Genomic DNA, 25739 nt, shown 5'->3' with positions numbered 1-25739 from the left:
AACACCCGAAAGCACCACCAACCGGATCAGCACAGTTCAGGCAGCGATTGTGGGGAGGCCCAGGTTGAGCGCACCGAGGTCAGTGAACAGGCGGACACTGATCCGCAACGCGGCGTTGCTGGGCCTCTCGGTCCCCGCCGTCAACGCCCTGCTCGCCGCGTGTGCAGAGGCGCCCACGAGCAGCAACCCCGGCGGTGGCGGCTCGGACGCTCCGCTCGAGATGGCCTCGCCGGACAACCCGGTGACCTGGCCCATCTCCGACGACAACCCGCCCATCGACGACGGCATGTCGCCCGAGGCCGGCCCGCTGCTGATCTACAACTACGCCGACTACCTCGGGCCGCAGGTGATCAAGTCGTTCGAGGAGAAGTACGGCGTCGAGGTGAAGGTCTCGACGTTCAACGACACCGACGAGATGCTCACCAAGATCCGCACCGGCGCGGTGCCCTACGACATCTGCTTCCCGAGCTACGACCAGATCGCCCGGATGGTGACGGCCCAGATCGCGCGGCCGCTCAACCACAGCTATCTCGGCAACCTCGACAACGTCTGGGACGTCTTCCAGAGCCCGTGGTACGACGGCGAGGCGCGCTACTCGGTGCCCTACAGCATCTACACCACCGGCATCGGCTGGCGGACCGACCAGGTCACCGACGACATCGCGGGGATGGACAACCCCTACGACATCCTCTGGACCCCTTCCTACGCCGGGAAGGTGGCGGTCATCGACGACTGGCACACCTGCATGGCGCAGGTCGGTCTGCGCGCCGGCATCACCGACGTCAACACCAGCTCCGCGGACGACCTCTCGGTGATCCAGGACAACCTCACCGAGCTCGCGTCGACCGTGAAGCCCAAGGTCAACATCTCGATGTACAACGACCTGCCCGCCGGGCAGATCGGCCTGTGCCAGATGTGGTCGGGCGACGTCGTCAACGCGCAGTACTACCTGCCCAACGACACGTCGGTCGACGTGCTCCAGTACTGGTTCCCCGAGGACGGCAAGGGTCTGGTGGACAACGACCTCATGCTCGTCCTCAAGGGCGGCAACAACCCGGTCCTGGCCCACCTCTTCCTCGACCACATGCTCGACGAGAAGAACTCCCTCAAGAACTTCGGCTACATCGGCTACCAGCCGCCGCAGAAGGTGCTCGACACCGATCGACTCGTGGCCGACGGCTACCTCCCCGAGAACCTCGCGACGGCGGCGGTGCAGGAGTCGTGGTTCGACACCGGCTACCGGCTGCTCGAGCTCGACGTCGACAACGACCAGGCCTGGCACCGCATCTGGCAGCAGTTCAAGGCAGGGGCGTGACGGCCGCGCCCGTCCCGGCGACCAAGGAGCCGCAGGCTCCCGGGGGGCCGGCTGCTCCACAGCGCCGGGGCATCGTCGGCAAGTCCCTCGGTCCGCTCCTCGCACTGCCCGGCATCGTGTGGCTGCTGCTGTTCTTCGTGGCGCCGCTGTACGTCGTCCTCGCGGTCGTCTTCGGCGGCGTCGACCCGATCTTCCGTACTGTCATCCCGGTCTGGAACCCCGTCCGGTGGTCCTCCGAGCAGCCCATCTACGTCCTCACCCACATCGTGGGGGAGGACGGCATCTTCGGCCCGGCACTGCTGCGGACCGCGGTCTACGTGCTGACCGCGAGCGTGCTCTGCCTCGTGATCGCGTTCCCCATCGCGTACTACGTCGCTCGCCTCGCCGGCCGCTGGCGCGGGTTGCTCCTGGCGCTCCTGATCGCGCCGTTCTGGATCAGCTACATGATGCGGATGCTGGCCTGGGTCAACCTGCTGGCCAACGACGGACTGGTCAACCGGATCGTCTCGGTCGGAGGGCTCTTCCCCGGCGACACCGTCTGGCTGTCGGGCCACTCCGGCGTGGTGATCCTCGGCCTCGTCTACGGCTACGTGCCCTACATGATCATCCCGCTGTACGCCGGTCTCGACCGGCTCCCGAGCGAGCTCATCGAAGGTGCGCGCGACCTCGGTGCCGGCCGCTGGTCGGCGTTCTGGCGGGTGACCTGGCCGATGTCGCGACCGGTCGTGATCGCCAGCATCCTGCTCACCTGCCTGCCGATGCTCGGCGACTACTTCACCAGCGACCTGCTGTCCGGCTCGCCGCAGACCTCGATGGTGGGCAACCTGATCAACGAGACCGTGCTGACCCCGGGGCAGACCGGGCAGGCCGGCGCGTTCGTGCTGCTGGTGCTGATCGTGTCGCTGCTGCCGATGGTCTACTACGTGCGCTCGGTGCAGCGCGCGGACGGAGCCGTCGTATGAGCACCTCCACCGCTCCGCGCTCGACGGGGAAGGCGCCCCGGCAGCCCCGGCAGCTCCGGCAGCTCAGGCAACTCAGGGGCCCCGTCGGCTGGTGGCGCGACCCGTGGCGCAAGCCCCGCGTCCTGGTCGCGGTGACCGTCGGGTACCTGCTCTGGTCGCTGCTGCCCGTGCTGGTGGCGGTGCTGTTCTCGTTCAACGACGGACGCTCGCGCACGACGTGGCAGGGCTTCTCGATGCGGTGGTACTACGGCGACCCGATCCGCTCGGTGTGGCACGACGACACCCTGCAGACCGCGCTGATGCAGACCCTCAAGCTCGGCGTGGTCACGACCCTGATCACGGTGCCGCTCGGCGTGATGCTCGCGATCGGCCTGGACCGCTGGCGCGGCCGGATCCCCAGCAGCGCGAACTCCATGCTGCTGTTGTCGTTCGTGCTCCCCGAGACGCTGCTCGCGGTCGCCCTGCTCATGGTCGTGACCACCTTGGTGCTGCCGTTCACCCTCGGCACCACCGCGCAGGTCATCGGCCTGGTCACCTTCCAGCTGTCCTATCCGGCCATCCTTGTGAGAGCCCGGCTGGCGACCATCGGTCAAGCCATGGAGGAGGCGGCCATGGACCTCGGCGCGACGCCTCTGCAGGCGCAGCGCCGGGTGATCCTGCCGATGCTGGTGCCGGCGATCGTGGCCAGCGCCGTCCTCGTCTTCGCCGACGTGATCGACGACTTCGTCCTGGTGCGCTACCTCTCCGGGGACGCCGCCACCGAGCCGATGTCGGTGAAGGTCTACAACTCCGCGCGCGCGGCCCCGACCCCTGCTCTCAACGCGCTGGTCACCTTGACCCTGGTGGCCGCGATGCTGGCCGTCGCGCTCGGCTTCCTGCTCTACCGCTACCTCGCCAAGCGCGCGGGCGACCAGGAGTCGATCGGTTCCTTCGCCGGCGAGACCTGATCACCCGACACGAACTATCGTCCAGGTGCTGGACCCCCACACTCACTCACCACTAGGATTGACTGCATGTTCAATCAACTCCGCGGAACCCTGGCCCCTCTCCCTGCGGACGGGGTCGCTGCGGCCCATGCGCCGTTCGGGCAGTCGCGGATGCTGCCGCGCCTGGCTTACGTCGACGAGGCGGTGTTCGCCTGGGAGCAGGCCAACATCTTCGCCGGCTGGGTTTGCCTGGGCCGGGCCGAGAAGTTCGCCGAGGCCGGCACCCAGCATGCCGTCGAGACCGGTGCGGGCAGCGCCCTGGTCGTGCGCGGGGACGACGACCAGCTGAGGGTGTTCGCCAACGTCTGCCGGCACCGCGGCCACGAGCTGGTCGCGTGCGGTGCCACGGTGAAGAACAAGCACATCGTGTGCCCGTACCACGCGTGGACCTACAAGCTCGACGGGTCGCTGCGGGTCGCCCCCGGCGACTTCCGCAAGGTCGAGGGCTTCGACACCAGTGAGTTCGGGCTGGTCGAGCTCAACGCCGTCAACTGGCACGGCTGGCTCTTCGTCGACCCGAGCGGCGAGGCAGGCTCGTTCGAGGAGCACGCCGCGGGGCTCGAGGGCATCGTCGCCAACTACCGTCCCGAGGACCTGGTCACCGTCGACACGCACTCCTACGAGCTGGCGACGAACTGGAAGACCATCGTCGAGAACTACCAGGAGTGCTACCACTGCTCCTCGATCCACCCCGAGCTGTGCCAGGTCAGCCCGCCGCAGAGCGGTGAGAACCTCGCGCCCGACGGCGAGTGGATGGGCGGCTGGATGGCGCTCATGGACCACGCGGAGAGCATGTCGTTCTCGGGCGAGAGCAGCGGCCAGTTCATCGAGGGACTCAACGACATGGAGCAGCGGACGGTGATGTACCTCGTCGCGTTCCCCAACCTGCTCATCAGCCTGCACCCCGACTACGTCATGACGCACACGCTGCGGCCGATCTCCGCGGGGCGCACGTTCGTCGAGTGCTCGTGGGCGTTCCCGAAGGCCGTCGCCGAGCGCGAGGGCTTCGACCCGTCGTACGCCGTCGACTTCTGGGACCTCACCAACCGCCAGGACTGGGCCGCCTGCGAGTCCGTCCAGCGGGGACTGGAGAGCCCGCACGCGATCCCCGGACCGCTGGCGCCGGAGGAGGACGGCGTCTACCAGTTCGTCAGCCGGATCGCCCGCGCGTACGCCGGGCTGGGGCGTGCCGACGACGCCCGCCCCTCGATCGTGACCGGGGAGGCCACCGCCGGTGCGACCCCAGAGACCGAGACGGTGACCGAGACGGTGACGGAGCCTGAGACCGCGACCGAAGCCGGCTCGTTGACGTGACCCCGGCGAGGCACCAACCTCTACCTCGTGGACGCTGACGACCTGCTGACGATCCCCCTCTTCGCCAACGTGAACGGGGAGGTCCGCGAGAAGGCCGCCACCCGCCTCAACGAGGTCAACGTCGTCCTCGGCACGCCCCTGGCGCGTCAGGGCGACTTCGCCTACCACTTCTTCGTCGTGCGCGACGGCCTGGCGGCGGTCACCGTCGACGACAAGCACGTGGACACCCTCGGCCCCGGCGCCACGTTCGGCGAGATCGGCGTCCTCGAGCGCGGCAAGCGCACCGCGAACGTCGTCGCGATCACCCCGATGCGGCTGCTGACCATGACCGTCTGGGACTTCAACGACCTCGCGGAGTCGAGCCCGGAGTTCGCGGCGCACGCCAAGACGATGGCGCAGGAGCGGCTCTCGCGCGACTGACGCCGACCCGGCGTGAGGTCATCCCGCGCTGCGACTCGCGCGGTCAGGCGTCGAGGCCGCGGAAGGCCAGGGTGGCGATGGCAGCGCTGAGGGAGTCGGCGTCGAACTCGCCGTCGGGGCGGTACCACTCGATCAGCGAGTTGACCATGCCGAAGAGCAGCCGGCTGACGAGCTCGGGCGACAGGTCGGTGCGCAGGGCCCCCTCGTCCATGGCCGCCCGGACGAGCGTGGCCAGCTGGGCGTCGAGGTCGCGTCGACGGCGCAGGGCGGTGAGCTCGGGCTCGCTGTTGCCGCGCACCCGCAGCAGCAGCGTCACCGCGGGCTGGTGGGCCACCAGCACGTGCACGCTGCGCTCGACCACCTCACGCAGCCGCTCGTACGCCGGCCGGCCGTCGTCACGCGCGGTCGCCGCCGCGACGATGGTGGTGAGCTCGTCGAGCGCCTCGTCGAGGGCTTCTTGCAGCAGGTGGTGCTTGCTGGGCACGTGGTGGTAGATCGCGGACTTCGAGAAGCCGAGCTCACGCGCGAGGTCGCCCATGCTGGTGCCGTCGTAGCCCTGGCGGTTGAAGAGGGTGATGGCGCGGTCCAGCACCGTCTTCTGGTCGTAGCCAGGTCGCCCGCGGCGGCGCCGGTCGGTCGCCGGCTCGCCGGGTCCCACCGTCGGCTCGTCGGGTCCCGCCGCTGGCCGGTCGGGTCCCGCCGCCGTCTCGCCCGTCATGCCCGGACCCTACTTGCGCACGGCGGCGTCCAGCACGAAGGTCTGCGCGTCGTCGCGCGGGTCGCCCTGGCAGGACCAGGTGGCCTGCTTGAAGCAGTTGTAGCGCGCCGACGCGTTGACCATCGTCACGGTGACCTTCTTGACCCGCTTGGAGCTGAAGGCGACCTTGACCGTCGCCCGACCCTTGCGGTCCAGCTTGACGTAGCGCTTCTCGTCCTTGCCCTTGCGCTTGTCGATCAGCAGGTACGCCGCGGGCGCGGTGCGGCGCTTCGGCCCGGCGATCTTGAGCTTCAGCTGCCACGACTTCCTCGACAGCGACGCATCGGGTCGCAGCACGACGTTGTGCGAGGTCAGGTGGTTCAGCGCGACGGGGTACGGGGCGATCGAGCGGGTGGTCTTGCTCAGGGTCAGCTGGGCCCCGATGGCGGCGCTCGGCCAGCGGCCGCCCTCGGGGTAGGTGCGCCCGGGCACGGTGTTGCCGGCGGCGTACTCGGCGAAGACCTTGGGGAGACCGCCGTGCGTGCGCAGCACCTTGGCCACGCCTTCGATGGAGAAGTCGTCGGGCGACTTCCGGTCGGCGGCCATCCGCGACCAGATCTGGCGGACCACGGCGTTGCCGTACTTCTTGCTGAGGAACTCGAAGAACGCCCAGTTGCCGTACTGGTTGAGCGTGCCGCCGCCGCTGACGTCGAGCGGCTGGCTCGGGTCGGCGAGCTGGCCGTAGGGGAGGTACTGCCGGTTGTCGTTGGCGCCGTCGGCGAGCCGCTCCTCCATCCAGGTGGCGGTGGCCTCCATCAGCCAGCGGTCGTCCTCGGCGTCGTAGGCGTACTGCACGGCGTGGAAGAACTCGTGCGCCGCCGTCACCTTGAGGCTCTTCTTCGGGGCCCGCGGGAACTGGGTGCGGGAGTAGTCGTCGTCAAGCACGCAGTAGCCGGTGGCCAGGAACCGCTGCACCCGCTTCTCGGTGGCGCAGTAGCCGTAGAGGCCGAACGGGCCGACGTCCTTGAGGTAGACGTCGAACTTGTCGTTGCCGCCCCGGTTGCCGTCCTTGAGCGGCTTGCGGTAGCCGTAGTCCTTCGTGGTCGCCTTGTAGACCCGCTGCATCTCCTTGAGGGTCTTACGCACCCACCTCTTGCTCGCTGCATCGGCGGTCGACCTGACCCAGTGGACGCACACGTCCTTGGCGCACCTCTTCACCGAGGGCACGGTGTAGCCGAAGCCGACGGGGTCGCCCGGCCCGTCGGTCGGCCGGGCCAGCATCGCCTCGGCGTCGGCGCGCTCCGCCGGGGGCAGCGACTCGAGCGAGCTCCAGAGGTCGCGCAGCGCCAACGTCGCGGAGGGGTCGCGCGGCGACGCCCGGCCGTCCATGACCCGCTCGGCCACGTCCAGCGCGCGCACGGCGACGCGCTGCGACTCCGACACTCCGGACGGACGCGGGTCCGTCGCGCCTGCGGGCGCTGCGACCACCGTCGTCGCGCCGGCGAGGACCATCGCCGCAGCCAGCGTCGAGGCGAGCAGGGCAGGCGTACGGCGCAGCATGGAGATCCTTCTGGCGTCGGGGCGGGGGTGCGGGGGCGGGCTGGGCGGGCGGGCTGGGCGGGTGGGCGGGCTGGGCGGGTGGGCGGGCTCGAAGGAACCGCCGCTCACCTTCAGACGACCCTAGGCGACGGTTGGTTCACCGCCGCAGCGACGCGGTGAACTCGAACGTCGCACCGTCGTCGCGAGGCGTGCCCTGGCAGGAGTACCCCGTCTGCCTCCAGCAGGGCTTGAAGCGGGTCGACGCGTTGGCCAGCACCAGCGTCGCGGAGTCGAGCCTGCTGTCGACCACCACGCTGCGCGCTCCGGTCCCGTTGGCCCTGATGCGCAGCCGCACGAGGGAGGCCGTGCCGTCCTTGCGGGCCAGCAGCACGTCCGCCGCCGTCCCCGCGGCCGCGGGCGGGCCGGTGACCTTGATCCGCAGGCGCCACTTCCCGTGCAGCGAGCTGCTGGTCTCGAAGCGGTACGCCGCGCTGGTGAGGTGGTCGAGTCGGCGTCGCTCGCGCAGGTCCGCGCTGCCCTTGCGGAGCTTGACCGTGCGGATGACCGGCGAACGGCGGTAGGACGCGCCCTCTTCGTAGAACGCGGCTGGTGCTTGGTTGCCCGCGGCGAAGTCGGCGTAGAACTCGGACAGCGACGTGCCCTCGCGGCCGAGGACGCGCGCCACCGCCGCGGTGGAGAACCGGTCCGGCGCCCCCCGGGTGGCGTCGGCCTGCTCCCAGATCCGCCGGACCGCGTCGACGCCGTAGCGCTGACTGAGCCGCTCGAAGAAGAGCCAGTTGCCGTACTGGCCCTCACCGCCGATGTCGTAGAGGTCGAGCGGGACCTTCGGCTTGCCCAGCTGCCCGTGGCGGAGGTACTGCCGGTTGTCGTCGATGTCGTCGCCGTACCGCTCCTCGACCCAGGTGGCGGTCGACTCCATGAACCAGCCGTCCTCGCCGGCGTCGTACGCGAACTGGATGGCGTGGAAGAACTCGTGGGCGGCCGTCACCTGGAGGCTCGGCAGCGGACCGAGCGGGAACTCGACGAAGTCGTTGTCGAGGACGCAGTAGCCGGAGTAGACGAAGCGCTGTCCGGGGGCGCGGTTCTCGGCCGCACAGAAGCCGTAGAGGCCGCGGGCACCGAGCTGGGAGAGGTAGACGTCGAACTGCGGGCCGCCGCCGAGGGTGCCGTCGGGCACCGGCGGGCGGTAACCCAGGACCCGCGTGTGGTGGTCGAGCACCGACTCCATGGTGGCCAGCGTCGTGGTCACCTGGTCCGGGACGCCGTCGGCGTCCGCGTCGGCCGGGGGTGGCGCGTCCTCGCCGGTCGGGACGTAGTGGACGCAGAACGTCGCCGAGCACACCGGCGGCGCCTCCGGGACCGACCACCCGAACTGGTTCGGGTCCGCGGCGCCATCGGTCGGTCGCGCGAGCAGCCGGTCGGCCTGCTCCCGCGCAGCGTTGGAAAGGGTCGGGTAGGCGAGGCGGAGCTTCGTCAGGGCCAGCGTCGCGTCGCCGCCGCGGAGCGCGAGGCGGGCGTCGGCCAGCACGGCAGGGGTCGTGCCAGGCCCGGGTGCCGGCCGGTCCGGCACGCCACTGGCCGGCACGGCCGACATGAGTCCGGCCACGCACATCACGACGAGCGCGGCAGTGGCGCGGGCACGACGGGTCACCTGCAGAGGATAGGGCCGGGGCGGTGCCAAGGGCAGCGTCAGCGGTGGATGCTCAGGGTTGCTCAGGTGTTGCTGATCTTCTCGATCAAGGCGGTGGTCGAGATCGCCGGAGTGCGGGAGAGGTAGACGACCTCGCAGATGTCGCCGAACTCGTCGAAGCGGCCCTTCCAGTCGTCTCCCATCACCAGGACGTCGGCAGCGTGCTCCTGGAGGTAGTGGCGCTTGAGCTCGAGGCTCTCCTCGACGAACACCTCGTCGACCACCTTGAGCGCCCCGACGATCTCCATCCGCTCCGATTGCGAGAAGACCGGCTCACGACCCTTCTTGCGCAGGTTGAGCGCGTCGGCGGAGACCCCCACCACCAGGCGGTCGCCCAGCGCGGCCGCCCGCTCGATCACCCTGAGGTGGCCGACGTGGAAGACGTCGAAGGTGCCGAACGTCAAGACGGTGCGAGGCATGCGCGGGATTGTTCCACCCACCCGCGGTCGGGCGCAGACGAGGCCAGGTTAGGCTAGCCTCACCTTGCTCGATCTGAGGAGACCTCATCATGCGGCGCACCACCCTGCTCGGCACCGCCCTCTCGCTCTGCGCTGCGGTCGCCGCGAGCGGCTGCAGCGTGTTCGACCCGCCCGCCGACATCCAGGTCTACTCCGCGCGTCACTACGACGTCGAGGACGCCTTCAAGGAGTTCGAGGAGCAGACCGGCAAGAGCGTGGAGTTCATCTTCGACGAGGACGCCGCTCTCCTCGAGCGGATCAAGGCTGAGGGCGACGACAGCCCGGCCGACGTCTACATGACCGTCGACGCGGGCAACCTCTGGAACGCCGCCGACCAGGGAGTCCTCGAGGCGATCGACAGCCCGGCGCTCGACGACGCCGTGCCAGCGGAGTACCGCGACCCCGAGAACCGCTGGTTCGGCCTGGCGGTGCGCGCGCGGACGGTGCTCTACAACCCCAATGCGGTCGACCCGGCCGAGTTCGACGCGGAGGACACGTATGGCGGGCTGGCCGACCCCAAGTGGAGCGGCCGCCTCTGCATGCGCGACTCCCAGGAGGCCTACACCCAGTCCCTCGTGGCCTCGCTCATCGCGCTGCACGGCGAGGAGGGCGCGCGCGACATCGTGCAGGGCTGGCTCGACAACGACGTGCAGATCATGAGCAACGACATCCTGCTGATCGAGGCGGTCGACGCCGGCACCTGCGACGTGGCGATCGTCAACCACTACTACGTCGCCCGCGAGCTCGACGAGAAGCCGGATCTGAACGTGAAGCTGTTCTGGGCGTCACAGGAGGGCGAGGGCACCCACGTGAACATCTCCGGCGCCGGGGTCGTGGCGACGAGCGACAACAAGGCCGACGCGCAGGAGCTGATCGAGTGGCTGGCCACCGACGGCCAGCACGACTTCATCGGCGGAAACCACGAGTACCCCGTCAACCCGTCGGTCGAACCCGACGAGCTGGTGGCGTCCTTCGGCGAGTTCACGCCGATGACGCTCGACGCCCAGGCCTACGGCGAGAACAACGCCGCTGCCGTCGCCCTGCTCGCCGACCTCGGGTACGACGGCTGAGCGCCTAGACCGCCGGAGTCGCGATGACAGAGCTGGCCACGACCACGCCGTCGCGCGCGGTACGCCGCGTCCCCGGGCGCGGTCGCACGCCCTGGTCCGTCGCGGTCGTGGTCGTCGCCCTGCTCGTGGCGGCGCCGGTCCTGGCCGTCCTCGTCGACGTGACCCGGGGCTCCGCGCCCGCGTGGCCCCGCGACCTGGACCGGATGGTCGTCACCACGCTGCTGCTGATGCTCGGCGTCGGAGTGGGGACGCTGGTCGTCGGTGCGGGTCTGGCCTGGCTGGTGACGGCGTACCGCTTCGTGGGCCGCGACACCATGGTCTGGCTCCTGGTGCTGCCGTTGGCGATGCCGGCGTACATCCTGGGCTTCGTCTTCCTCTCGACCTTCGACGAGGCGGGACCCGTGCAGGGGGCCGTGCGCGCCGTGCTCGGTGACGGAGCCGGGCTGTCCGTGCGCTCGCTGCCGGGCTGCGTGGTGGTCATGTCGCTGACGCTCTATCCCTACGTCTACCTGCTGGCGCGCGCGGCGTTCGTCGAGCAGGGCCCCCGGACCCGCGACGCCGCCCGCACGCTCGGCGCCGGTCGCGCCCGCACGTTCTTCCGGGTCCTCCTCCCGTTGGCGCGGCCCTCGCTGGCAGCCGGGCTCGCGCTGGTGATGATGGAGGTGCTCACGGACTTCGCGACCGTGCAGTACTTCGGGGTGCGCACCGTGTCCGTCGGGGTCTACTCGGTGTGGCGGGGCACCTACGACTTCGGGTCCGCGGTCCAGCTCGCTTCGCTGGTCCTGCTCTTCGCGCTCGCCGTGCTGGCGGGGGAGCGGATGATGCGCGGCCGGGCCCGCTTCACCCAGCCCGGCCGAGGTGCCCCCAGCGACGCGGTGACGCTCGCCGGCTGGCGAGGTGGGCTGGCGCTGGCGGCGTGCCTCCTCACCCTGGCAGCGGGCTTCTTCGTGCCGGTCGGCCGGCTGGCCGGGTGGGGCGTGCAGCGGTTCGCCAGCGACGGCACCGCGTCGATCGACGCCCGCTTCGGCGAGTACCTCGTCAACTCCGTCGTCGTGGCCTCCCTTGCCGCCGTCGTCTGCTGCTCGCTGGCGGTGCTCATCGGCCACGCGGTCAAGCTGGGCGGTGGCCGGGTCGTCCGCGGCTTCGCCGGGCTGACGACGTTCGGGTACGCCGTGCCGGGCGCCGTCGTCGGCATCGGCACCCTGCTCTTCTTCGCGGCCGTCGACGACCTCGTCGAGGCGCTGGGCGTGCCCGGCGGCACCGGCCTGCTGGTCACCGGCTCCGTGGCGGGCATCCTGTATGCCTATGCCGTGCGCTTCCTCGGTCCGGCCTACCAAGCGGTCGACGCGTCGTTCGCCAAGGTCTCGCCCTCGATGACGCAGTCGGCGCTCGCGCTCGGCGCGCCGCCGCGGCGCGTCCTGACGCGGGTGCACCTCCCGCTCGTCCGGCCCGGGATCGCGGTGGCGCTGGTGCTGGTCGCGGTCGACGCGGTCAAGGAGCTGCCGGTGGTGCTGTTGCTGCGCCCGTTCGGGTTCACCACGGTGTCGGTGTGGGTCTACCAGCTCGCCGCGGAGAACTTCTGGAGCCTGGCGGCGCTGCCCGCCCTGCTGATCGTGCTGCTCGCGCTGGTCCCGGTGGTGCTGCTCTTCCGGCAGGTGCGGGCGGTCGACGAGGGGGCCCGTCGTGGGAGCTGACCGGCCGAGCACGAGCTCCGCCGTGACGCCCCTCGGGCGTCCGGCCGTCCGGCTGCTGGGCGTCACCAAGACCTACGGCGCCGTCCCGGCCGTCGACGCCGTCGACCTCGACGTCCTGGACGGAGAGCTGGTCACCGTGATCGGCCCCTCCGGCTGCGGCAAGTCGACGGTGCTGCGGCTGATCGCGGGCCTGGAGCGACCCGACACGGGCGCGATCGTCCTCGCCGGTCACGAGGTCGCCGGCCCTGCCGGGTTCGTGCCGCCGGAGCGCCGGCGGGTCGGGCTGGTCTTCCAGGACCACGCGCTCTTCCCGCACCTCACCGTCGCCCGCAACGTCGCCTTCGGCCTCGACCGACTCGAGCGCGGGCGCCGCGACGCGCGCGTGCGCGAGGTGCTGGGCCTGGTCCGGCTCGGCGACCTCGCAGGCCGCTACCCCCACGAGCTGAGCGGCGGCGAGCAGCAGCGGGTCGCCCTGGCCAGGGCGCTGGCCCCCGAGCCGACGGTCGTGCTCCTCGACGAGCCCTTCTCCTCCCTCGACGAGACGCTGCGCGCCCAGGTGCGCGCCGAGCTCGTGGGGGTGCTGCGCGAGACCGGCACGACCGCGGTGCTGGTCACCCACGACCAGACCGAGGCGCTCTCGGTGGGTGACCGGGTGGTCGTCATGCGGGCGGGCCGGGTGGAGCAGACCGGGACGCCGCAGGAGGTCTTCGAGCGACCCGCGTCGAGGTTCGTGGCGTCGTTCATGGGCGACGCGGACTTCCTGCCGGCCCACGTCCACCCAGAGCGAGGAGGGGCGCTGCTCACCTGCGAGATCGGCATCGTGTCGACGCTGCCCGGATGGGGCGGGACCGACGCGGACGTGGAGGTGGTGCTGAGGCCGCACGAGGTGGCGCTCACTGCCGGCGCCGACCACGCCACCGCCGGCGCGGGGGTCGTCACCGACGTCGAGTACCACGGTGCGTTCGTGCTCCACACGGTGCGCCTCACCTCTGGGCGGACGCTGCGCTCCTGGCAGCCCCACGCGGTGCGGCACCCGGTGGGCGCACCGGTCACGGCGAGCGTCGTACCCGGCCTGACCCCGACCCTGCTGCGCGGCGACCGCGCCGTGACTTCGCCGGCCGACGTGGCCGGCCCCGCCGACGGCGATGCAGCACCGCGGGGTCGGTCGACACTTCGGTCGTGAGGAACAATCGGTCGCGATGACCGCGACCACGTCCGAATCGCCCGGCCCCAGCCTGTCGATGATCACCCCCGACCCCGCAGCCGACGAGGCACGCCGGCGGGGGCTGCGGCGGATGCGCACGGTCGCCGTGGGGCTCCTGGTCCTCGCCGCGATCGTGTACGTCGCGACCAGGGGACAGGACGGCTTTCTGGGCTTCGTCAACGCGGGAGCCGAGGCCTCGATGGTCGGCGCGATCGCCGACTGGTTCGCGGTCACCGCGCTCTTCAAGCACCCGCTCGGACTGCCGATCCCGCACACCGCACTGGTGCCCAAGCGCAAGGACGAGCTGGGCAAGGGCCTCGAGGAGTTCTTCGGCGAGAACTTCCTGCAGGAGGGTGTGATCCGCGAGCGCACCGCGGCCGCGCGGATCTCGCTGCGGGTGGGGGAGTGGCTCGCAGACCCGGCCAACGTACGACGGCTGGTCGACGAGGTCGCGGAGGTCGCCACCCTCGGCCTGGACAAGGTGCGCGACGACCACGTCGAGGACCTGGTCCGCACCGCGCTGGTGCCGAGGTTCCGCGAGGAGCCGATCTCGCCGCTGCTCGGCGGACTGCTGGCCGAGATGGTGGCCGACGACCTGCACCACGGCCTGGTCGACCTGGCCCTCGACGAGCTCTACGACTGGTTGCGCGTCAACCGCGAGGCCTTCACCGGGATGCTGTCCGAACGCGCGCCCTGGTGGGCACCCGACAAGGTCAACGAGGCGGTGACCAAGCGGATCCACCTCGAGGTGGTGCGCTGGGTGGCCGACATCCGAGCCGACCCCCAGCACCACGCGCGAGGCGCGCTCGACTCGATGCTCGCCCAGCTCGCGCGCGACCTGCTCGTCGACCCCGACACCCGCGAGCGCACCGAGCGCCTCAAGGACCGCCTTCTGGAGCACCCGGCGGTGCTCACCTCGGCGGTGTCGCTGTGGACGTCGTTCCGGCGGGCCCTCCTGGGATCGCTGCGTGACCCAGCCGGCGCCGTACGCCTGCGGCTGCAGTCCGAGGTCGACACGTTCGGCACCCGCCTGCGCGAGGACCCGGAGCTCCGCGAGCGGCTCGACCTGACGGCGGCGGACCTGGCGGTCTTCGCGGTCGAGCGCTACGGCGCCGAGGTCACCACCGTCATCACGCACACCATCGAGCGCTGGGACGGCAAGGAGGCCTCGCGCCGCATCGAGCTGCACGTCGGGCGCGACCTGCAGTTCATCCGGATCAACGGCACGATCGTCGGCGGGCTGGTCGGGGTGCTCATCCACACGTTCACGGTGCTGCTGCCATGACGAGCGAGGTTCCCGGGACGGACGACGAGGAGCCGGCCCAGCCGGTGATCGTGCCCACCCGGGAGGGCACGATCCGGCTGGGCCAGTTCCTCAAGCTCGCCGACCTGGTCGACCAGGGCTCCGACGCGAAGGCGTTGGTGGCCGAGGGCGACGTCGAGGTCAACGGACAGATCGAGACCCGCCGGGGTCGCCAGCTCGTCACTGGGGACATCGTGGTCGTGAACGGTCCCGATGGTCGGCGGGGCGCCCACGTGGGCTGACGCCCCGGCGGGTCAAGCTGCGGACCAGCCTGTGGAGACAGCCGGCCGGTCGGGTCAGTACGGCCAGTAGGCGGGGACCGGGGCGTCGTAGACGACGGTCTCGCAGCCGCCGGTGGCGACGGTGTGGATCACGTCGAGCGGGTCGGTAGTGCCGACGAAGACGACGGTGTCGTTGCCGCCCTGGCAGTAGATGTGGTCGGGCTGGCCGTCGTTGAGGACGTAGATCACGTCGTCGTCCTCCTCGCCGTAGATCTCGTCCTCGCCGGCACCGATGTAGATGGTGTCCGCTCCGGCGTCCCCGGTGAACTGGTCGTTGCCCGGACCGTCGATCAGCACGTCGTTGCCGTCGCCGCCGTCGAGCTCGTCGTCGCCGTCGCCGGCCTCGACCCAGTCGTCGCCGGTGCCGCCCTGGACGTGGTCGGTGCCGTCGCCGCCGATGACGCGGTCGTTGCCGTCCATGCCCTGGAGCGAGTCGTCACCGGTGCCACCGTCGAGCAGGTCGTCACCGAGCATCCCGACGAGGGTGTCGTTGCCGTCCTCGCCGAACACCTGGTCGTTGCCGTCGGCGCCGAGGATCTTGTCGTTGCCGGGTCCGCCGGCACCGAGGTCGTCGCCCGCGTGCAGCAGCAGCAGGTCGTCGCCGAGGCCGCCGTAGATCGTGTCGTTGCCGATCTGGCCCTTGACGGTGTCGTTGCCGTTGTAGGCCGAGACGATGTCGTTGCCCGCCTTGGCGTCGATGACCTCGCTCTTGCCGGTGCCCTTGAGCTTGTCGTTGCCCGGACCGGCCTTCTTCACGTACGACGGCGTCCGGTCCTTCTTGGGCTTCGCCGCGTCGGCGGAGACCGCCATCGCAGAGAGGGACAGCGCGGTCGCGAGCCCCAGCAGGGCTACTCCCGTCGTGCGCAGACGGAGGCTCCGGGAAGGAGTGCGAGGCGGTGCCGTCTTGGGAGCGCTGGTGTCAGCGGACGCCAAGAACTGGTCACGCGAGTGGGGGGTCATCAGTCACCTAGGGGGGGTCGGTGTACGAATGTCTCGGTTCGCCCACGACGTTACCGAGAAGCCCCCTGGTGCGTGCAACTTCCGCAGACTTTTACCCCCGGCCGGCGGATTTTCTTACGACTATAGTTGCACGTGTGACGAGGGGTGCGGATGTGACTGGAGGGGTCCGCTCCTACTGCACGTCGATCAGGTCGCAGACGAAGATCAGGGTCTCGCCGGGCTTGATGGCGCCGCCTGCCCCGCGGTCGCCGTAGCCGAGGTGCGGCGGGATGACCAGCTGGCGGCGGCCGCCGACCTTCATGCCCTGGACGCCCTGGTCCCACCCGGAGATGACCTGCCCGACGCCGAGCCGGAACGCCAGCGGCGCACCGCGGTTGTACGACGCGTCGAACTCCTCGCCGGTCGAGTGCGCGACCCCGACGTAGTGCACGTGCACGGTGGAACCGGCTGTCGCCTCGGCGCCGTCGCCCTCGACCAGGTCGGTGATCACCAGGTCGTTGGGCGCGTCGAAGTCGGGGAAGTCAATCTCGGGCTTGTCCATCTCCCCAGTCTGTCAGCCCGTCCGAGCGGGCCGGTCAGGACTGGTGCACGTAGCTGTCGAGCTGGTCGCGCTCGAACTCCAGCTCGGCCATCCGGCTCTTCACCACGTCACCGATGCTGATGATGCCGGTGAGCCGACCGGCGGTCACGACGGGGACGTGACGGATGCGGTGCTCGGTCATCAGCACCATCAGGCTGTCGACGGTGGCGTCCGGCTCGCACGAGAGCACCTGCGTTGTCATGATCGCGCTGACCGGACCGTCGAGGATCGCGTCGCCGGTGTGCAGCTTGCGGACCACGTCGCGCTCGCTGACGATGCCGTCGACCGAGGAGCCGTCCACGCTGACGATCAGCGCGCCGACGTTGTGCCGGGCGAGGAGGGCCAGCAGCTCGCGCACGCTGGCGTCCGGGGTGATGGTGACGACCGCGTCACCGTCGGCACTCTGCTTGCCCTTGAGAACGTCGTTGATCCGCATCACGGCTCCTGTCCGCTGGGGCGTCCCACCGTAGCGAGAACGACGACACGGTGACCAGACCCGTCCACCTCGGGACGGACCGGCGCCGACTGTCAGACGAGCGGCGGCTCGCGCCGGCGCAGCTCGCTCACCGAGCCCGGGCCCCGGCGCTGGGCGTCCGGGTCGTCCAGGTCGTCGCCGCCCGACGGCGTACCGAGGAACGCCAGCGCGGCGTCGTGCAGGTGGCCGTTCGTCGCGAGGGCGTTGCCCCCGAAGGGCCCGTTGGTCCCGTCCAGCGCGCTGAACCGGCCGCCCGCCTCACTGACGATCACGTCCAGTGCGGCCATGTCGTAGAGCTTGAGCTCGGGTTCGGCGGCGATGTCGACCGCACCCTCGGCGACCAGCATGTAGGACCAGAAGTCGCTGTACGCCCGGGAGCGCCACACCCGACGGGTGAGGGAGAGGAAGTCCTCGAGACGGCCACGCTCCTCCCAACCGTGCAGGCTGGAGTAGGACAGCGAGGCGTCCTCGAGGCGGCGTACGTCGGAGACCTGGCACTGGGTCGCCTTGAGCAGGGAACGGCCGGTCCAGGCGCCGTTGCCCAGGGACGCCCACCAGCGCCGGTTGAGCTGGGGGGCGGAGACGACCCCCAGGACGACCTCCTCGTCGACGACCAGCGCGATGAGGGTGGCCCAGACGGGGACGCCGCGGACGAAGTTCTTGGTGCCGTCGATCGGGTCGATGACCCACCGTCGTTGCGAGTGCCCGGACGCGCCGTGCTCCTCGCCCAGCACGGCGTCGCGGGAGCGCACCCGCGACAGGGTGCGGCGCAGGCTCTCCTCGACGGCCAGGTCGGCCTCCGTCACCGGGGTGAGGTCGGGCTTGCTCATCACGTGCAGGTCGAGGGCCTTGAACCGGTCGCTGGTCAACGAGTCGGCGTCGTCGGCCAGCACGTGCGCGAGGCGGAGGTCGTCGGTGAAGTCGCGCGAGCCGGATGCCATGGGTACAACCTATTCGTCACAATCCCTTCTCAGCCGGAGCCCGTACCTTTCAGGCATGGAGTTCAACGGGCTGCCTCTCCACCCCCTCGTCGTCCACGCCGTCGTCGTCTTCGCGCCGCTGGCGGCAATCTCGGCGATCGCCTACGCCGTCATGCCGCGCTGGCGCTGGGCGCTGCGCTGGCCGATGGTCGCCACGACCCTGGTCGCGACCCTCGCCGCCGTGGTTGCCGTGCTCGCCGGCGACGCGCTCCTGGAGAGCCGACCCGAGCTCGAGGCGCTCGTGAAGACGCACGAGGAGCGCGGCGAGCTCCTGCGCACCTTCCTCCTCGGCTTCGCCGTGGTGGTCGGTCTCGGCGCCTGGCGCCTCGGCGGTCCGAGCGGCCTGAAGTCGGGCAAGGGCGAGCGCCCGTCGTCCGGAGGGCTCGTCGAGATCCTCCTGATGGGCCTGCTGGTCGTGGGTGCGGTCGCCGTCGCCGTCGCCGTCTTCCTGGCCGGCGACTCCGGCTCCCGCGCGGTCTGGGAGCTGTAGCGTCTCGGCCTTTCGGGTAACGCGTGGTTCCTCACTCTCCTGCCCCGATATATCGGGGCAGGAGCTGCACGAAAGGAGCGTTAGCCGCAGCCTTCAGAGCGACGACGCGTCGTAGCGGGCCGCCAGCAGGCGGCGGAAGGACTCCACCCGGTCGGGATCGGCGTCGCCGCGCGCGACGGCCTCGTCGAGGCCGCACTCCGGCTCGTCGCCGCCGTGCGTGCAGCCGCGGGGGCAGTCCTCGGTCATCTCGTCGAGGTCGGGGAACGCCTCGATCAGGTGCTCGGGCTGCACGTGGGCGAGCCCGAACGACCGGATGCCGGGGGTGTCGATGATGAAGCCGCCCTTGTCGCCCGGCAGCGGCAGCATCAGGGCCGAGGTCGAGGTGTGCCGGCCCCGGCCGGTGACCGCGTTCACCGACCCGATCAGCCGGTTGGCGTCCGGCACCAGCGCGTTCACGAGCGTGGACTTCCCGACCCCGCTGTGGCCGATCAGCACGCTGATCCTCCCGGCCAGCCGCTCGTGCAGCTCGGTGAGGTCGCTGCCGCGCTGGGTCACCACCCAGGGCACGCCCAACGAGCGGTAGGTGCCCAGCAGCGTCTCCGGGTCGGCAAGGTCGGCCTTCGTCAGGCACAGGACCGGCTGCATGCGAGCGTCGTACGCCGCCACGAGGGCCCGATCGATCAGCCGCGGCCTGGGCTCGGGGTCGGCGAGCGCGGTGACGACCACCAGCTGGCTGGCGTTCGCGACGATGATGCGCTCGACCCGGTCGTCGTCGTCGGCGGTGCGGCGCAGCACCGTCTCGCGCGGTGCCACCTCGACGATGCGGGCCAGGGCGCCATCGGCGCCGCTGGTGTCCCCGACCACGCGGACGCGGTCACCGACGACGACGCCCTTGCGTCCGAGCGGCCGCGACTTCATCGCCATCGCGGTGCGGCCGTCGAGGGCGAGGGTGAAACGGCCGCGGTCGACCGTCATCACCACGGCGTCCTCCGCGTCGGCGTACGTCGGCCGCTCCTTGGTGCGCGGGCGGGTCCGGCGTCGCGGCCGCTCGTAGTGCTCGTGGTCGTGATCGGAGTAGCGGCCGCTCATCTCGTGCCCACCTCAGTCCTGCGCAGGGTCGCGGGTGGCCTCGACGAGACCGGCCCAGAAGGGAGCGAAGCCCGTGAACGTCTTGGACGTCGTCGCGACGTCCTCGACCAGGATCCCGTCGACGGCGGCGCCGACGATGACACCGGCGTGAGCCATCCGGTGGTCGGCGTAGGTTCGGAAGATCCCCCCGTGGAGCGGCGCCGGCCGGAACGACAGCCCGTCCTCACGCTCGGTGACGTCGGCGCCCAGCCCCTCGAGCTCGGTGGCCAGTGCGCTGAGCCGGTCGGTCTCGTGCCCGCGGATGTGCGCGATGCCGCGCAGGTGCGACGGGGAGTCGGCCAACGCGCACAGCGCCGCCACCGCAGGGGCCAGCTCTCCGGCGTCGTGGAGGTCGAGGTCGACTCCGCGCAGCGTTCCGCCGCCGTGCACCGTCAACCCCCTGGCGTCGCGCTCGACCTGGCAGCCCATCGCCGCCAGGATCTCGCGCAGCAGGTCTCCCGCCTGCGTCGTCCGCTCGGGCCAGTCGCGCACGGTGATCGACCCCCCTGACACCGCGGCCAGGGCCAGGAACGGCGCTGCGTTGGACAGGTCGGGCTCGATGTCGCAGTCGAGCGCGCAGATCGGACCGGGCGCGACGACCCAGCGGTCGGCGTCGGTGTCGTCGACCTGCACGCCACGCTCACGCAGCATCGCGACGGTCATCTCGACGTGGGGCAGCGAGGGCACCGGCTTGCCGTCGTGACGGACGTCGACGCCCTCGTCGAAACGGGCGGCAGCCAGCAGCAGCCCCGAGACGAACTGCGACGACGCCGACGCGTCGATCACCACGCGTCCTCCGCGAGCCGCTCCGGTGCCGTGCACCGTGAGGGGCAGGCCGTCGCCCTCGATCGCCACCCCGAGCTGGCGCAGCGCCACGACGAGCTCGCCGATCGGGCGCACCCGCAGGTGGGGATCGCCGTCGAGGCGCACGGACCCGTCGGTCAGGCCGGCCACCGGCGCGAGGAAGCGCAGGACGGTCCCCGCGAGGCCGCAGTCGAGGTCGGCGGGACCCGTCAGCGGCCCGGGACGGACCGCCCAGTCGTCGCCGTCGGAGTCGACCTGCACGCCCAGGGACCGCAGCGCCGCGGCCATCAGCAAGGTGTCGCGGGAGCGCAGGGCCCGGCGTACGACGGAGGGACCGTCGGCCAGCGCGGCCAGCACCAGAGCCCGGTTGGTCAGCGACTTGCTGCCTGGCAGGGAGACCTCCGCGGTGACCGGTCCGAGGGCGCGCGGCGCCGGCCAGGGGTCTGTCACGGGCGCGTCCATGGGAGCGCGGGCGGCGGTCACCCGGTCACCCTCTCAGGAACTCAGCCGAAGCGCCTCTCGGGACGCAGGAACGCCTGCCACCCGCGAGCACCCTTGCGGTCGGCGTCGTGGCGGGACTTCCGGTGGGTCCGCTGGTCGGCCTTGGTGTCGCGCTTGTGGTCGCTCTTGTCGTGATGGGCGCGCTCGAGCCGAGCACGCTCACGCGCGGAGACGACGGTCGCCCTGGTCAGCGCGACCGCCTCCAGGCGGTCGACGGTCGACATGCTGGTCGACGTGCCGGTCGACGTGCCGGTCGACGTGCTGGTCGACGTGCCGGTCGACGTGGCCGGCGCGCTGGAGAGGTCCAGGGTGACCACGTTGTTCGTGAGGTCGGGGTCGACCCAGTCGGGCCGCACGGTGAACGTGATGGACGCCGGCCCGCCTGCCGTGGTCGCCCGGAGCGTGAGGTTCTGCGAGGCACCGGTCGTGAACGAGCAGCTGCCGCCGCTCGCCGTCAGCGTGCACCCGCTGGTGCTGGTCGACAAGCCGGTGAGCCCGGTCGCGTCGACCTGCAGGAGGGTGGTCCGCTGGGGGTCGAGCTGCCGCACGTCGACGTCGACGGTCCAGGTGTCGCCGACCTGCGACGCGGTGGCGGAGATGATCGCGTCACGTCCCGGAGGCTCGGTCGGGCCGGTGGTCGGGTCGGTCGGGCCGGTGGTCGGGTCGGTCGGGCCGGTGGTGGGGTCGGTCGGGCCGGTGGTGGGGTCGGTCGGACCGGGGTCGGTGGGCCCGGTCGTCGGGTCCGTCGGCCCAGGGTCCGTGGGACCGGTGGTCGGGTCGGTGGGACCGGTGGTCGGGTCGGTCGGCCCTGGGTCGGTGGGACCGGTGGTGGGGTCGGTCGGGCCGCTGGTCGGGTCCGTGGGACCGGTGGTCGGGGTCGGCCCGTCGGTCGGCCCGTCGGTCGGCCCGTCGGTCGGCCCGTCGGTCGGCCCGTCGGTCGGCCCATCAGTGGGCTCGTCCGTAGGCCCGTCCGTGGGTGCGTCCGTCGGTGAGTCGGTAGGCCCGTCGGTCGGCGAGTCGGTGGGCCCGTCGGTCGGGTCGGCGCTGGGCGAGTCGGTCGGGACCGGAGAGCCCGGGTCCGTCCCGGCGGTGCCCGGGTCGCCCGGCGTACCGCCGTCGGTGCCACCGGGGCCGTCGTCCCCGCCGTCCTGGCTCGAGAGGCCGTCCTCGCCCGAGAGGTCGTCCCCCAGGTCGTCCCCCAGGTCGTTGGAGTCGGCGTTGACCCCGGCATCCGAGGGCGCCGAGATGCCGGGCCGGTCGTCGCCGGCGTTCAGGAGCGTGGTGGTGTCGGGACGCAGCAGCATGAAGGCGGCAGAGCCACCGAGCACAGCGGTGGCAGCGACGCCGGCGATCGCCGCTCCCGTGGCCTGAGCGCTGACGAAGTCGCGGATCCGGCCGAGCGCGAAGATCGCACCGCCCGCCTTGGCCGCGACGTCGCCGGCTGCGATGTACGCCGCGGCGGCGCCGCCGAGCACGATCGGGCCCAGCACGCCGGCCAGGTTGGAGTTGACCTCGGTGAGCTCGAGGTAGACCGCCATGCACTTGCGACACTCGCCGAGGTGCTCCTGCACGCGGTTGGAGTCGCGGCGCGAGGCGCCGCCGCGCACGAACGCGCCGAGGTTCTGGTGGGTGAAGCGGCAGCCGTCCTCGTCGAGCTCACCGGCGTGCATCGTGAGGAAGGCCTGGCGCAGCCCCTCGCGGGCGCGGTAGGCGAGCGCGGCCACGGAGTTCGGGGTCATCCCGAGCATCGGTGCGATGTCGGCGGGCTTGTGGCCCTCCACCTCGGTGTGCCAGAGCACGAGCTGCCAGCGCTCGGGCAGCGAGGCGAAGGCCTGCGCGGCGGCCGCGTTCTCGAAGCCCTCCACAGCCGTGTCCCGGAAGGGCTCACCGGGGTCGAAGGCGGCGATGTCGTCGGTGGTCTGGACACGGGCGCCGGCACGGATCTGGTCGATGTGGAGGCGGCGTACGGCGGTGAGCAGGTAGGCGCGGAACGCGACGTCCGGGCCGCCGCCGCGCTGAAGGACCGACAGCACCTTGGCGAAGGCGTTGGAGACCAGGTCGTCGGCGTCGGACGGCGAGACGAGCTGCCTCGCCAGGCGCCGCGCGGCGTCGACGTGACGCTCGAAGAGATCGCCGTAGGCAGCGACGTCCCCGCCGCGGACGGCCGAGATCAACTCGGCGTCGGCGGGGCCTTCGACGCGTGGCAGGGTCGAGCTCATGTCAGTGATGACGCTCCGGGGGGACGGTGATGACGCCAATCGTAGGCGTGCAACAAGGACACGCGAGGCGAAATGCGGCAGATCAACCCCGCCGTCTGCTGGGTCGAGAGGCCGGAAATCAATTCTCCGGATTCGCGTCATGGGATGCCGCGTCCTGCGTTTCATCGGCAGAAGCAGCCCGCAGAGGCTGTCTCAAGGCCAAGGGGGTTGGAGCACGTGGGGATCTTCACAACGAGGAGAGCCCTCACAGACGATCCCGGAGCAAGGGCGGATCTGCCCTCGAACGCGAAGGACCCGAGCATGTCCCCGTACATGACAGGGTCACCGGTGGGCATGGGGCTACCGGCGCGGTTCGAGGCGGTAGGGGAGGCCCTTGCTTCGGGATCGTGCTCCATCGAAGCCTGCTCGGTCGTGGGACGCGAGCTGGCCAGGGACGGCGTCTCCCTCCACGAGGGACTCGAGGCGCTGCGCTTCACCTACCAGCGCGTGCGCGGCTACGACCCGTCGTACGACGACGTGCTGGCGCTCTCGCAGGCGTGGAGCGAGTCGACGCTCGGCTACCTGCACCAGATCTCCTGCGCCGACCCGATGACCGGGCTGGCCAGCCTGGCCCACCTGCGCAGCCGCCTCGCCGACCTCTACCGGGGTCAGGGGCCGGAGTTCGGCCGCGTCCGGCACCGCTACGCCCTCGTCGTGGCCGACCTGCCGACCGACCTCTTCGGCGTCGCCGAGGAGGCCACCGACCCGATGACCCGTTCGCTGCGTCTCTCCCGGCTGGGCGAGGCCGCGCGCACCGTCTTCGCCGGCGCCGAGACCGTCGCCGGTGTCGGCGCCAACCGGATCGTCGTCCTGGCCCGTCGCGACGAGCGGCTCGGCCAGCGGGCGGCTCTGCTGCGGCGCATGGTCGACACCCTCGACCTGCACGGCCACCTCGCCCGCGTGTGGATCGAAGGCCTGCCGCCCACCGACCTCGGCGCCGCCCAGCTCCTCGACGAGCTCGCGCGACCGTAGGGCTGACCTACCTGCCGGCCCACCACCCTGTCTCCGCTCCCCGGCGGTTGCCGGGAACCCCGTCCCCCGATGGGAGACGGGGTTCCTGTTGCCCAGGCTGCTCGACCCCGGGGCCTGTCGGCGGCGAACCGTAGGCTGGGCGCATGTGCGGCCGCTACGCCTCCAGCCGACGCCCGGAAGACCTCGTCGAGGAGTTCGAGATCTCCGAGACCAGGATCAACCTGCCGAGGGGGCCGTTGGAGGCGGACTACAACGTCGCGCCGACCAAGGAGGTCTACGCCGTCCTGGAGCGGGTGCCCAAGCCGGACGACGAGTCATCCGCAGCGCCCGAGCCCGAGCGGCAGCTCTGCACGCTCCGGTGGGGGCTGGTGCCGTCCTGGGCCAAGGACCCCTCGATCGGCAACCGGATGATCAACGCGCGGATGGAGACGGTCGCCGAGAAGCCCGCCTTCCGGCGCGCCTTCTCGAGCCGGCGCTGCCTGCTGCCGGCCGACGGCTACTTCGAGTGGTATCCCACGTCCCAGAAGACCAAGGCCGGCAAGCCGCTCAAGCAGCCCTTCTTCATCAAGCCCAAGGACGGCGGCATCCTCGCCATGGCGGGGCTCTACGAGATCTGGCGCGACCCGACCCGCGACGACGACGACCCCGACAGGTTCCGGTGGACGTGCACGGTGCTGACCACCCAGGCCGAGGACGCGGTCGGCCACATCCACGACCGGATGCCGCTGATGGTCGATCGCGAGCGGTGGGCCGACTGGCTCGACCCCGACCCCGACAGGTCGGTGCCGGTCGAGGACCGCCTGGCCCTGCTGACGCCGGCTGCTCCGGGGCGGCTCGACGCCTATCCCGTCGCCACGTTGGTCAACAACGTGCGCAACAACGGCCCGGAGCTGCTCGACCCGCTGCCGCTCGAGGAGCTGCCCGAAGGTGTCGATGCCTGAGGGACCTGAGGGCATGCTTGAGCCGGTGCGCGTCCCGACGGCGTACGGCGACGGCCGGCTCGTGGTCGTGCCGGCGGCCGAGGCGCGGGCGACCCTGCTGCTGAGCCACGGGGCCGGCAACGGCATCGAGTCCCACGACCTGGCCGCGCTCATGGCGCCGCTGACCGGGCTGCCCTCACACGGCATCACCGTCGCCGGCTTCGACCAGCCCTGGCGGGTCGCCGGCCGCAAGATCGCCACCGCGCCGCCGACCCTCGACGTCGGACTGCGCGCCGCAGCGGCCGCCCTCGGTGCTCAGGGGCCGCTCGTCGTCGGCGGCAGGTCCGCCGGCGCGCGCTCGGCCGCGCGATGCGCGCGAGACCTCCATGCTGTCGGATGCGTGACCATCTCCTTCCCCCTGCACCCGCCCGGCCGGCCCGAGAGGTCCCGGCTCGACGAGCTGAGCGGGGTCGGCGTGCCCACGCTCGTCGTGCAGGGCGAGCGCGACGCGATGGGCCGACCGGAGGAGTTCCCGCCGCTGCCCGGCGTACGCCACGTCGTGGTGCCCTGGGCCGACCACGGGCTCAAGGTGCCGAAGACCGCCCCGTTGACGCTCGCCGAGGCACACGCGCTGCTCGTCTCTGCGGTGGCGGGCTGGATCTGGGGCCTGGCCGGGAATCCCTGAACGGACGGCGGCGTTCCCCCCTCGTGCTGGCC

Annotated in this window: 25 protein-coding genes; 14 read left to right on the top strand and 11 right to left on the bottom strand. The window is 71.3% G+C overall.

The features are described 5' to 3' along the window. The first annotated feature begins 82 nt into the window (after positions 1-82). The 5 genes from ABD295_RS10495 to ABD295_RS10475 all read left to right on the top strand — a co-directional run bounded on the left by ABD295_RS10495 (position 83) and on the right by ABD295_RS10475 (position 4997). Positions 83-1315 (top strand): polyamine ABC transporter substrate-binding protein, encoded by a 1233-nt coding sequence (locus ABD295_RS10495; protein WP_344303654.1) that lies wholly within the window; start codon positions 83-85, stop codon positions 1313-1315. Then, positions 1312-2277, top strand: a complete 966-nt coding sequence (locus ABD295_RS10490) for an ABC transporter permease (protein WP_344303653.1) — start codon at positions 1312-1314, stop codon at positions 2275-2277. The genes ABD295_RS10495 and ABD295_RS10490 overlap by 4 nt, the downstream gene beginning before the upstream one ends. Beyond that, the gene (locus ABD295_RS10485) at positions 2274-3224 is read left to right on the top strand and encodes an ABC transporter permease (RefSeq protein WP_344303652.1); all 951 of its coding nucleotides are present in this window, start codon (positions 2274-2276) and stop codon (positions 3222-3224) included. Before ABD295_RS10490 ends, ABD295_RS10485 begins: the two co-directional genes overlap by 4 nt. A 66-nt stretch (positions 3225-3290) precedes the next feature. Beyond that, on the top strand, positions 3291-4577 hold the full coding sequence (locus tag ABD295_RS10480) for an aromatic ring-hydroxylating oxygenase subunit alpha (RefSeq protein WP_344303651.1): 1287 nt from the start codon (positions 3291-3293) through the stop codon (positions 4575-4577). A 27-nt stretch (positions 4578-4604) separates the two neighbouring features. Further along, positions 4605-4997 (top strand): cyclic nucleotide-binding domain-containing protein, encoded by a 393-nt coding sequence (locus ABD295_RS10475; RefSeq protein WP_344303650.1) that lies wholly within the window; start codon positions 4605-4607, stop codon positions 4995-4997. 43 nt (positions 4998-5040) lie between these two features. Here ABD295_RS10475 and ABD295_RS10470 read toward each other — a convergent pair whose 3' ends face one another. The 4 genes from ABD295_RS10470 to ABD295_RS10455 form a co-directional block, all read right to left on the bottom strand. Continuing rightward, positions 5041-5715 carry a TetR/AcrR family transcriptional regulator gene (locus ABD295_RS10470; RefSeq protein ID WP_344303649.1) on the bottom strand — a complete coding sequence of 225 codons (675 nt, stop codon included), beginning with the start codon at positions 5713-5715 and terminating at the stop codon, positions 5041-5043. Between the two features lie 9 nt (positions 5716-5724). Further along, positions 5725-7362: an MXAN_6640 family putative metalloprotease gene (locus tag ABD295_RS10465; protein WP_344303648.1), complete on the bottom strand. Its 1638-nt coding sequence runs from the start codon at positions 7360-7362 to the stop codon at positions 5725-5727. A gap of 28 nt (positions 7363-7390) precedes the next feature. Further along, complete coding sequence (locus tag ABD295_RS10460) at positions 7391-8905, bottom strand: MXAN_6640 family putative metalloprotease (RefSeq protein ID WP_344303647.1); 1515 nt, start codon at positions 8903-8905, stop codon at positions 7391-7393. A gap of 62 nt (positions 8906-8967) precedes the next feature. Then, positions 8968-9363 (bottom strand): FAD synthase family protein, encoded by a 396-nt coding sequence (locus tag ABD295_RS10455; protein WP_344303646.1) that lies wholly within the window; start codon positions 9361-9363, stop codon positions 8968-8970. A gap of 89 nt (positions 9364-9452) precedes the next feature. On the opposite strand from ABD295_RS10455, the gene ABD295_RS10450 reads away from it, so the two are divergent. Genes ABD295_RS10450 through ABD295_RS10430 form a run of 5 tightly spaced genes read left to right on the top strand, consistent with a single transcriptional unit; the run spans position 9453 to position 14915 of the window. Further along, positions 9453-10472: an extracellular solute-binding protein gene (locus ABD295_RS10450; protein ID WP_344303645.1), complete on the top strand. Its 1020-nt coding sequence runs from the start codon at positions 9453-9455 to the stop codon at positions 10470-10472. A 23-nt stretch (positions 10473-10495) separates the two neighbouring features. Beyond that, positions 10496-12166: an ABC transporter permease gene (locus ABD295_RS10445; protein WP_344303644.1), complete on the top strand. Its 1671-nt coding sequence runs from the start codon at positions 10496-10498 to the stop codon at positions 12164-12166. Positions 12167-12188: 22 nt separating this feature from the next. Further along, on the top strand, positions 12189-13349 hold the full coding sequence (locus ABD295_RS10440; protein ID WP_344303643.1) for an ABC transporter ATP-binding protein: 1161 nt from the start codon (positions 12189-12191) through the stop codon (positions 13347-13349). Between the two features lie 16 nt (positions 13350-13365). Beyond that, positions 13366-14655, top strand: coding sequence for a DUF445 domain-containing protein (locus ABD295_RS10435; RefSeq protein WP_344303642.1), 1290 nt, complete (start codon positions 13366-13368; stop codon positions 14653-14655). Next, positions 14652-14915, top strand: a complete 264-nt coding sequence (locus ABD295_RS10430; RefSeq protein ID WP_344303641.1) for an RNA-binding S4 domain-containing protein — start codon at positions 14652-14654, stop codon at positions 14913-14915. Before ABD295_RS10435 ends, ABD295_RS10430 begins: the two co-directional genes overlap by 4 nt. Before the next feature lie 54 nt (positions 14916-14969). Here the strand turns inward: ABD295_RS10430 and ABD295_RS10425 are convergent, their stop codons facing one another. The 4 genes from ABD295_RS10425 to ABD295_RS10410 form a co-directional block, all read right to left on the bottom strand. After that, the gene (locus ABD295_RS10425; RefSeq protein ID WP_344303640.1) at positions 14970-15764 is read right to left on the bottom strand and encodes a calcium-binding protein; all 795 of its coding nucleotides are present in this window, start codon (positions 15762-15764) and stop codon (positions 14970-14972) included. Between the two features lie 322 nt (positions 15765-16086). Further along, on the bottom strand, positions 16087-16455 hold the full coding sequence (locus ABD295_RS10420) for an FKBP-type peptidyl-prolyl cis-trans isomerase (RefSeq protein ID WP_344303639.1): 369 nt from the start codon (positions 16453-16455) through the stop codon (positions 16087-16089). A 34-nt stretch (positions 16456-16489) separates the two neighbouring features. Next, positions 16490-16930 (bottom strand): CBS domain-containing protein, encoded by a 441-nt coding sequence (locus tag ABD295_RS10415; RefSeq protein ID WP_344303638.1) that lies wholly within the window; start codon positions 16928-16930, stop codon positions 16490-16492. 92 nt (positions 16931-17022) lie between these two features. Continuing rightward, the gene (locus ABD295_RS10410; RefSeq protein ID WP_344303637.1) at positions 17023-17910 is read right to left on the bottom strand and encodes an inositol monophosphatase family protein; all 888 of its coding nucleotides are present in this window, start codon (positions 17908-17910) and stop codon (positions 17023-17025) included. 55 nt (positions 17911-17965) lie between these two features. Between ABD295_RS10410 and ABD295_RS10405 the strand changes: the two genes are divergently transcribed. After that, the gene (locus tag ABD295_RS10405; protein ID WP_344303636.1) at positions 17966-18439 is read left to right on the top strand and encodes a DUF2231 domain-containing protein; all 474 of its coding nucleotides are present in this window, start codon (positions 17966-17968) and stop codon (positions 18437-18439) included. A gap of 93 nt (positions 18440-18532) precedes the next feature. Here ABD295_RS10405 and rsgA read toward each other — a convergent pair whose 3' ends face one another. The 3 genes from rsgA to ABD295_RS10390 are packed head-to-tail and all read right to left on the bottom strand — an operon-like array spanning position 18533 to position 23091. Next, a complete protein-coding gene (gene rsgA, locus ABD295_RS10400) occupies positions 18533-19528 on the bottom strand; it encodes a ribosome small subunit-dependent GTPase A (RefSeq protein ID WP_344303635.1) in 996 nt (331 codons plus the stop codon). 12 nt (positions 19529-19540) lie between these two features. Then, positions 19541-20833: a 3-phosphoshikimate 1-carboxyvinyltransferase gene (gene aroA / locus ABD295_RS10395; protein WP_344304048.1), complete on the bottom strand. Its 1293-nt coding sequence runs from the start codon at positions 20831-20833 to the stop codon at positions 19541-19543. Positions 20834-20874: 41 nt separating this feature from the next. Further along, on the bottom strand, positions 20875-23091 hold the full coding sequence (locus ABD295_RS10390) for a sigma-70 family RNA polymerase sigma factor (protein ID WP_344303634.1): 2217 nt from the start codon (positions 23089-23091) through the stop codon (positions 20875-20877). A 411-nt stretch (positions 23092-23502) separates the two neighbouring features. Between ABD295_RS10390 and ABD295_RS10385 the strand changes: the two genes are divergently transcribed. From ABD295_RS10385 to ABD295_RS10375, 3 genes are all read left to right on the top strand, one after another. Next, the gene (locus ABD295_RS10385; protein WP_344303633.1) at positions 23503-24102 is read left to right on the top strand and encodes a hypothetical protein; all 600 of its coding nucleotides are present in this window, start codon (positions 23503-23505) and stop codon (positions 24100-24102) included. 143 nt (positions 24103-24245) lie between these two features. Then, a complete protein-coding gene (locus ABD295_RS10380) occupies positions 24246-25043 on the top strand; it encodes an SOS response-associated peptidase (RefSeq protein ID WP_344303632.1) in 798 nt (265 codons plus the stop codon). Continuing rightward, complete coding sequence (locus ABD295_RS10375) at positions 25036-25707, top strand: alpha/beta hydrolase family protein (protein WP_344303631.1); 672 nt, start codon at positions 25036-25038, stop codon at positions 25705-25707. The genes ABD295_RS10380 and ABD295_RS10375 overlap by 8 nt, the downstream gene beginning before the upstream one ends. Positions 25708-25739: the final 32 nt, after the last annotated feature.

This window comes from Nocardioides bigeumensis (assembly GCF_039531755.1).
GTDB classification, from domain to species: Bacteria; Actinomycetota; Actinomycetes; order Propionibacteriales; family Nocardioidaceae; genus Nocardioides; species Nocardioides bigeumensis.
Note: the sequence above shows the minus strand (reverse complement) of the source record. Positions and strands in the feature narration are given on the sequence as shown.

What these genes read in the sequence shown, in the direction of transcription:
- ABD295_RS10425 (WP_344303640.1), bottom strand. Translation starts at nt 15,764, where the DNA reads ATGGCGGTCTCCGCCGACGCGGCGAAGCCCAAGAAGGACCGGACGCCG.
- ABD295_RS10435 (WP_344303642.1), top strand. Translation starts at nt 13,366, where the DNA reads ATGACCGCGACCACGTCCGAATCGCCCGGCCCCAGCCTGTCGATGATC.
- rsgA (WP_344303635.1), bottom strand. Translation starts at nt 19,528, where the DNA reads ATGAGCGGCCGCTACTCCGATCACGACCACGAGCACTACGAGCGGCCG.
- ABD295_RS10470 (WP_344303649.1), bottom strand. Translation starts at nt 5,715, where the DNA reads ATGACGGGCGAGACGGCGGCGGGACCCGACCGGCCAGCGGCGGGACCC.
- ABD295_RS10420 (WP_344303639.1), bottom strand. Translation starts at nt 16,455, where the DNA reads ATGGACAAGCCCGAGATTGACTTCCCCGACTTCGACGCGCCCAACGAC.
- ABD295_RS10485 (WP_344303652.1), top strand. Translation starts at nt 2,274, where the DNA reads ATGAGCACCTCCACCGCTCCGCGCTCGACGGGGAAGGCGCCCCGGCAG.
- aroA (WP_344304048.1), bottom strand. Translation starts at nt 20,833, where the DNA reads ATGGACGCGCCCGTGACAGACCCCTGGCCGGCGCCGCGCGCCCTCGGA.
- ABD295_RS10415 (WP_344303638.1), bottom strand. Translation starts at nt 16,930, where the DNA reads ATGCGGATCAACGACGTTCTCAAGGGCAAGCAGAGTGCCGACGGTGAC.
- ABD295_RS10390 (WP_344303634.1), bottom strand. Translation starts at nt 23,091, where the DNA reads ATGAGCTCGACCCTGCCACGCGTCGAAGGCCCCGCCGACGCCGAGTTG.
- ABD295_RS10375 (WP_344303631.1), top strand. Translation starts at nt 25,036, where the DNA reads ATGCCTGAGGGACCTGAGGGCATGCTTGAGCCGGTGCGCGTCCCGACG.
- ABD295_RS10450 (WP_344303645.1), top strand. Translation starts at nt 9,453, where the DNA reads ATGCGGCGCACCACCCTGCTCGGCACCGCCCTCTCGCTCTGCGCTGCG.
- ABD295_RS10405 (WP_344303636.1), top strand. Translation starts at nt 17,966, where the DNA reads ATGGAGTTCAACGGGCTGCCTCTCCACCCCCTCGTCGTCCACGCCGTC.
- ABD295_RS10430 (WP_344303641.1), top strand. Translation starts at nt 14,652, where the DNA reads ATGACGAGCGAGGTTCCCGGGACGGACGACGAGGAGCCGGCCCAGCCG.
- ABD295_RS10380 (WP_344303632.1), top strand. Translation starts at nt 24,246, where the DNA reads ATGTGCGGCCGCTACGCCTCCAGCCGACGCCCGGAAGACCTCGTCGAG.
- ABD295_RS10445 (WP_344303644.1), top strand. Translation starts at nt 10,496, where the DNA reads ATGACAGAGCTGGCCACGACCACGCCGTCGCGCGCGGTACGCCGCGTC.
- ABD295_RS10480 (WP_344303651.1), top strand. Translation starts at nt 3,291, where the DNA reads ATGTTCAATCAACTCCGCGGAACCCTGGCCCCTCTCCCTGCGGACGGG.
- ABD295_RS10410 (WP_344303637.1), bottom strand. Translation starts at nt 17,910, where the DNA reads ATGGCATCCGGCTCGCGCGACTTCACCGACGACCTCCGCCTCGCGCAC.
- ABD295_RS10455 (WP_344303646.1), bottom strand. Translation starts at nt 9,363, where the DNA reads ATGCCTCGCACCGTCTTGACGTTCGGCACCTTCGACGTCTTCCACGTC.